6 protein-coding genes are annotated in these 6,000 nt (G+C 61.8%); all 6 read right to left on the bottom strand.

The genetic code is table 11. From position 1 onward, the window contains the following. Window positions 1-227: 227 nt before the first annotated feature. Genes IIY41_RS08725 through IIY41_RS08700 form a run of 6 tightly spaced genes read right to left on the bottom strand, consistent with a single transcriptional unit; the run spans window position 228 to window position 5,814 of the window. Window positions 228-1,574, bottom strand: a complete 1,347-nt coding sequence (locus IIY41_RS08725; RefSeq protein ID WP_270248515.1) for a DUF6056 family protein — start codon at window positions 1,572-1,574, stop codon at window positions 228-230. Continuing rightward, a complete protein-coding gene (locus IIY41_RS08720) occupies window positions 1,571-2,116 on the bottom strand; it encodes a hypothetical protein (RefSeq protein WP_123157534.1) in 546 nt (181 codons plus the stop codon). The genes IIY41_RS08725 and IIY41_RS08720 overlap by 4 nt, the downstream gene beginning before the upstream one ends. A 54-nt stretch (window positions 2,117-2,170) precedes the next feature. After that, the gene (locus IIY41_RS08715; RefSeq protein ID WP_050004628.1) at window positions 2,171-2,575 is read right to left on the bottom strand and encodes a hypothetical protein; all 405 of its coding nucleotides are present in this window, start codon (window positions 2,573-2,575) and stop codon (window positions 2,171-2,173) included. Window position 2,576: 1 nt separating this feature from the next. Continuing rightward, a complete protein-coding gene (locus tag IIY41_RS08710; protein ID WP_050004629.1) occupies window positions 2,577-3,017 on the bottom strand; it encodes a DUF3783 domain-containing protein in 441 nt (146 codons plus the stop codon). After that, window positions 3,014-3,457 carry a YaiI/YqxD family protein gene (locus IIY41_RS08705; RefSeq protein WP_009321807.1) on the bottom strand — a complete coding sequence of 148 codons (444 nt, stop codon included), beginning with the start codon at window positions 3,455-3,457 and terminating at the stop codon, window positions 3,014-3,016. Before IIY41_RS08705 ends, IIY41_RS08710 begins: the two co-directional genes overlap by 4 nt. After that, window positions 3,454-5,814 carry an alpha-galactosidase gene (locus IIY41_RS08700; protein ID WP_123157535.1) on the bottom strand — a complete coding sequence of 787 codons (2,361 nt, stop codon included), beginning with the start codon at window positions 5,812-5,814 and terminating at the stop codon, window positions 3,454-3,456. The genes IIY41_RS08705 and IIY41_RS08700 overlap by 4 nt, the downstream gene beginning before the upstream one ends. Window positions 5,815-6,000: the final 186 nt, after the last annotated feature.

Here is a 6,000-nt window from a genome sequence, read left to right as displayed (position 1 = left end):
CGCTCTTCTATGGTAAGATGATGATAGTTCATACAGTTCCCTCCGGTGGTTTGGTGGTGTGGTAACTTCATTCTACCAGGGTTCTGTATGGACTTCTTTTTGTTCCCCTAAAGTGTTGCACTTGATAGTATAATTCACCATCCCTCAAAAAAACCGGGCCGTTTTTACGGCCCGGCTTAAATATTTTCAGCATCAAAAATCGGTCGTTCCTCCCCCCAAAAACAGCCCTATGCCCCGAGGAGCGAGAGACATTGCGCCAGCGCGCACACGGCTGCCGTACAACCGAACACCCGCCACGGCATCCGTTTCTCCGGCAGCGCGCGCAGCACCAGCGCGCCCGCGGCCACCAAAGCGAAGGCAAAGAAGAAACCCGAACGCGCGCCCGACGCCCAGATGGACGGCGAAAAGCCCATGGCGCCGTAAGACGCGAACCCCGACAGATAGACCGCAACGCCCGCGTAAGCCGCCGCCCCATGCCCCAGCGCCAGGTACAGCTCCAGCGCGCAGGCGAACAGCACAGCGCACAACAGTAAAAACGGCAGCCAGCGTTTCAGCGTCCACGCGTTGAGCGGTGTGAGCGTCCCCTTTTCCGTCACCGCATCGGCAAAAAACGACAGACGCGGCGCCAGCGCACGCAGCGGCCCGCCCAGCACACCCAGCACCAGCGCGGCACTTACCGGGAACAGGCTGAACAGCCGGTAAAGCGGCTGGCGGTACCGCGCCCAGACGGCGCACGCCAGAAGCACGCAGAATACAAAGAACAGAAGATGCGGCTCCAGCACCATCCGGGACATGGCAGCAGAGATCCCCAGCTCAAAATTCTGCCACAGGGAACGCATGCCGTAATCCTGAAACCAGGATGTCACCTCATTGCCGTACCGCAGCGCTGTGCCCGGACAGGTGAGTGCATAAACGATATTGGCCGCGCACAGCCCAAGCTGCGCCCACGCCAGCCAATGGGGCCGGCGATGCGCCCACAGGCACCAGGCCAGGTATGCCAGCAGCAGAAGCGTCAGCAGACCCGCCAGCAGCTCCATGTTGGCGGCGTACAGGGTAAGCGGCAGCGCCGCGGCACACTGCCATGCCCGCGGCCTGTTTCCCCGCAGAGATTCCCCCAGCGGCAGCAGCGCCGCCAATGCCGCCAGCAAAGGCCACACGAACACCAGCGTGGTACACACCCAGCCTGCGCTGCTCATATCCTGCCACGGATAGCACAGCGCCAGCCCGCAAACGGCCCAGCGGCCCGCAGGGCGGTCTTCCAACCGCGCAAGGCGCACGATGCACGCGGCGCACAGCGTGATGCACAGAGGGTCCGCCAGGCGCCACACTATTGCGGGCAGCGCCTCCACGATGCACACCACCGCCTCGATCAGCGTCCGGGCCGACCAGGTATAGTAATGCCACAGCGAAAAATACGCCAGCGAGTATTGGTCCAGCATGGCGGCATACATAGGATCGTCACCGGTGCCCAGCGTAAATTGCAGGTGCAGTGCCAGCAATACCGCATACAGCGCCACGTACGGAACGATTCGGCTGCGCACAGCGCGGCCCACCGACCGCCGAAGCATGTTCATCCCGTCACCTCCGCTGTTTTGCCCGTGGAGGCCAAAAAGTCAAAGCCGCCGACGCGGTAGGCGATACAGATCTCATATTCCGCAAGCGGATGTGCCAGCACCTTTTCCGGAACGACCGCCGTGAAACCGCCCAGGGCATAGCCGCGCCCGTCCGCCACTGCCGCGGTGGCCGCTTCATCCGGCGTCATCTGCGTGGGAATACTGTAATAAGCGCCGTCTTCCGCATGATACAGTACCACACGGATATCCACATCCGGAAACGGCTCTCCCTCCACATAGGCCCAGCCTGTGAACACGGCGCGGCCATCCTCCCGCGACACCGCCGCTTCCCAGCGGAACCCCTCCGGCGCCGCGCCTGGATAATCCGCCGGGTCCACCGGCCTCACCGCCGTCAGCGAATGGTACAGCGCCAGACAAAAGCCCGCCATGCCCGCCAGCACCAGAACAGCCAGTGCCAGAACCACACGCGGGCGTGCGGGTACAAAGCCGTCGGGGCCCGGCGCAGGCGCACGGCATGTTTCCTTTTGCGCGTTCCCGTCCATCGGGACACTCCTTTTTTCACAGTATGGATGCGGCCATCCAGCCGCGCCGCCGCTCTATTTCCGGCCGCCGAACAGATTTTTGAAGAAATTCACCGGGCCGCCATAGCCGTTGGCCTTATCGTTTTTCAGCTTGTCCACACACTCCCAGCGCGCGGGCCTGCCGTCAAACACAAGCCCCCCCTGCCCCGCGCCCGTCAGCTGGTGCGGCACCTCGTCCCGGGCGTTGGTGACATTGCATTTTGAAAAATCCCATTGAGGCACGCCGGTATCGTCCGCGCCCGGCGCCCACAGCTTGAACACCAGGCCCGCTGCTTCGCCATAACAGAAGCGCTCGAACAGCAGGCGGCCGTCCCGGTATACCGTGACGCGGTCGCGGTAGCGCTGGTGCCCGGCGCGCTGGTACCGGAAGCCCGCGCACTTCGCGGCCTTCACATCGGCGATGATGGGTGCAAAATCCATACTATATTTCCCCTTCCTGTTGCCGCCCCTGCGGGGGTGCGTTTTCAAAACGGCGCGTGGCTTCGCGCTCGCGCTGCAGCTCTTCCAGCAGTGCCAGCACGCTCCATGTCTTGTTGTGCTTCGTCACAACGGCTTTCAGCGGAACGTGCACGCCCGCTTCCCGCAGTGCGTCCAGCACCGCATTGAGCTGAGGGCTGGTAAAATTGCTCATGAGAAGGAGCTGCGCATCCGGCGCTTCCCCACTGTAAAGCGGAGCGGCTTTCCCGCCTAGGCCCGCCAAAGCGCCCACCGGCTGGAGCAGCTGCTCCGGCGCGATCTCCTTGGATGAAAAGCCCTGTTCCTCCAACGCCGCGCGCACGCCCCGGCCCGTTTCCGTGGATTCGGGCAGACCGTACAGCAGCGCCAGCGGCCGGGCCGCCTGTTGGTTGATGTGTGCTTTCATTCGTTTTTCTTCCCTTCGTCCAGCATTGCGCTCAACGCGCGGCGGAAAGCTTCGTCGTCGGCCGGCGTACGCTTTGGCACGGGCGTATAATGCCCGCGCCGCCGCGCTTTTCCGTTTTCATGCCGTGTGTATAACAGTTGTTCTATATTACCGTTTGTATAAAGAAGGCCGTTCTGATTCAAGCATCGCGCGCCGCGGCCCAGAGCCATGGCCGCCACGCCGTAGTCCTGCGTTACCACCACATCCCCGGCCCCGCACAGCGTTACAAGCTTGAAGTCCACGCTGTCCCGGCCTTTTTCCACCGTGACCACAGCGGCGTAATCCTCGCGCAGCACATGGCTCGTGTCGGTGAGCATGGTCACCGGCACGCCGCGCCGCCTGGCCTCCTCCACGATGATCCGCTTCACCGGGCAGGCGTCCGCATCCACCAGCACCGTCACAGCGCGCCCTCCTCCCCGTTCGTCCGCAGCGCGGCGTCCACCCGGCGCAAATAATAAACGCGGGACGAGAAATCCGGCATCAGGCGCACGTTTTCATTGTAGCCCGTGCCGGTGAACGCCTGCTTCTGCCGGATGCCCGCGTACATGAGCAGATCGCCGTAAGCAGCATAGCGTTCCGTCTCGCAGGGCATCATGTAGCGGTCGGCCACCGCGTGCATCAAATGGCCGCCCGCATTCACCTTCACGGGCAGTATCTGGTTGATAAGGCTGCCGAAGGTACGCACGTCGACGACCTGCGGCCGAACCTCCAGTTCGTACAGAGCATCCTGCGCAAGGCCTGCCAGCCGCAGGGGCGGCTTTTCCGCGTTGGGCCGCAGCAGATGCAGGTACTCGCCCACCACGGCCTCGCTTCCATCCGGCGCAAGCATCATCCACTCGCATTTGTTTTTTCCGAACGGCGGGCACAGCCGCAAAAAACGGCCGTACTGGAACAGGCGGCGATGCGCCTTATAATAAGCGATCTGCGCCGCCACGGCCTTCTGCTCGGCCGGTGTGAGCCGGCCAAGATCCAGCTCATAGCCCAGCACACCGAAAGCCGCCACATTAAACCGGCTCTCGATGGGGCTGGTGCGCGCCGTCTGGTGGTTGGGCGAAGCCGAGACATGACAGCCCATCACGCTGGGTGGGTAGCCATAACTGGTGCCCGCCTGAATGAGCTGCCGCTCGTAAGCGTCTGTATCGTCGCTGGTCCAGATCTGCGGCATATAACACAGGATGCCCAGATCGAACCGGTTGCCGCCCGAGGAGCAGCCCTCGAACAGCACATCCGGGTTTTGCTCCACGATGCTTTGCAGCACGCGGTAAAGCCCCAGGATATAGCTGTGGGAAAAGCGTCCCTGCTCCGCCAGAGCGGGGCTGTAATTGTCAGAGATATGACGGTTCATATCCCATTTGACATAGTCGATGGGCGCGCTTGCCAGCGTGGCGTTCACGTTCGCAATGATATAGTCCTGCACCTCGGCGCGGCACAGATCCAGCACATACTGGTTGCGGCCCGTGGCGGGAACATTGCCCGGCGTTTGGACGATCCAGTCCGGATGGGCGCGGAACAGGCCGGAATCCGCGTTCACCATCTCCGGCTCGAACCACAAACCAAACAGCAGCCCCAGAGCGTGTACCTTTTCCGCCAGGCTTGCAAGGCCGCCGGGCAGCTTTTTGCGGTTGACGGTGTAATCGCCCAGGCCCTTTGCGTCATTGTCCCGTGCGCCAAACCATCCGTCGTCCAGCACGAACAGCTCCGCCCCCAGCTTCGCCGCGTCCTTTGCCAGTGAGAGCAGTTTGCGCTCGTTAAAATCGAAATAGGTGGCCTCCCAGTTGTTCAGCAGCACGGGGCGGTCTTTTTTTGCCCATTTGCCGCGCACGATGTGCTCCTGCACAAAAGCATGCAGGTTTGCGCTCATGCCGTTTTTGCCCGCCCGGCTGAAGGTGAGCACGGCTTCGGGCGTTTCAAACCGTTCACCGGGCGCCAGCGTCCATGCAAAGCCTTCGGGCTGAATGCCCGCGGCCACGCGCGTTTTCCCCCAGGGGCTCACCTCCACACAGCCCATATGGCTCCCGGAATAAACAAGGTTGAAGCCATATGCGTCGCCGTTGAATTCCGTCGCGTCCGGCGCGCACAGCATGAAAAACGGGTTGCAAAATGCCGACGACGCACCGGTGGTGCTGCCGAACACATGCGCTCCGGGCGTAAGCGGAACGCACGCTTCGTGGCGCTCCCGCGCCCACGCGCCTGGAAATGTGGAGAGCACATAATCGCAGCCGGGCAGGTCCAGCTGATAGCTGAGCGCCTTTTCCAGCGTGACAGGCGCGTCTGCGCCGTTTTTTATACAAAGGCGCCGCGTGATGACGTCGCAGTCCGGGTACACGGTATAAAACAACGTGACAGCCACGCCCTCCGGCGTGGAAAAGTCCAGCGCCAGCGTCTCTGCTCCGCCCCGGGCCGCAGGCATGCCCTCCGGCGGGACACTTCCCTCCAGCCTGCGGGCGCATACAAAGGAAAAATCCGCCGTACGCGCGCCGCCCGGCATCACGAGCGAAAGGCTCTGGGCACGATAATCTCCCTTTTGCAGCGGCGACAGCTCCAGACACAGATGCTCCAGCGAAAGCGGTGCGCTCTCAGCCCGGTACACCACGTCGCCGCCATATCCGATATCCGTTTTTTCCCGCAGGGGCACGGAATTTTCCACGCGTACCCGCGCGCCGTAATGCAGGTTTTCCACAAGGCCGCCGCGCACGCCCAGATAATAGCCCGTGTTGGCCGTTTCCAGCGCGAACCAGTCCCCGTTTACTGTGATCATCTTCCCGCCTCCGCCGTTTATTTTGTTTCTTTTCTTTCTTATTATCTATTATGCTGGTTTTCTTTGCCTTCGTCAATGCCTATTTTGAGCGATTTGTCAATAAAGCAGCACAAAACTCCATGCACTTTGCCAATAGAAAAACACGGTGCAAGCGGTTATAATAAAGACAGAAGGAAAGGAGTGAGT

Source organism: Ruthenibacterium sp. (genome assembly GCF_017421385.1).
Taxonomy (GTDB): domain Bacteria; phylum Bacillota; class Clostridia; order Oscillospirales; family Ruminococcaceae; genus Ruthenibacterium; species Ruthenibacterium lactatiformans.
Note: the sequence above shows the minus strand (reverse complement) of the source record. Positions and strands in the feature narration are given on the sequence as shown.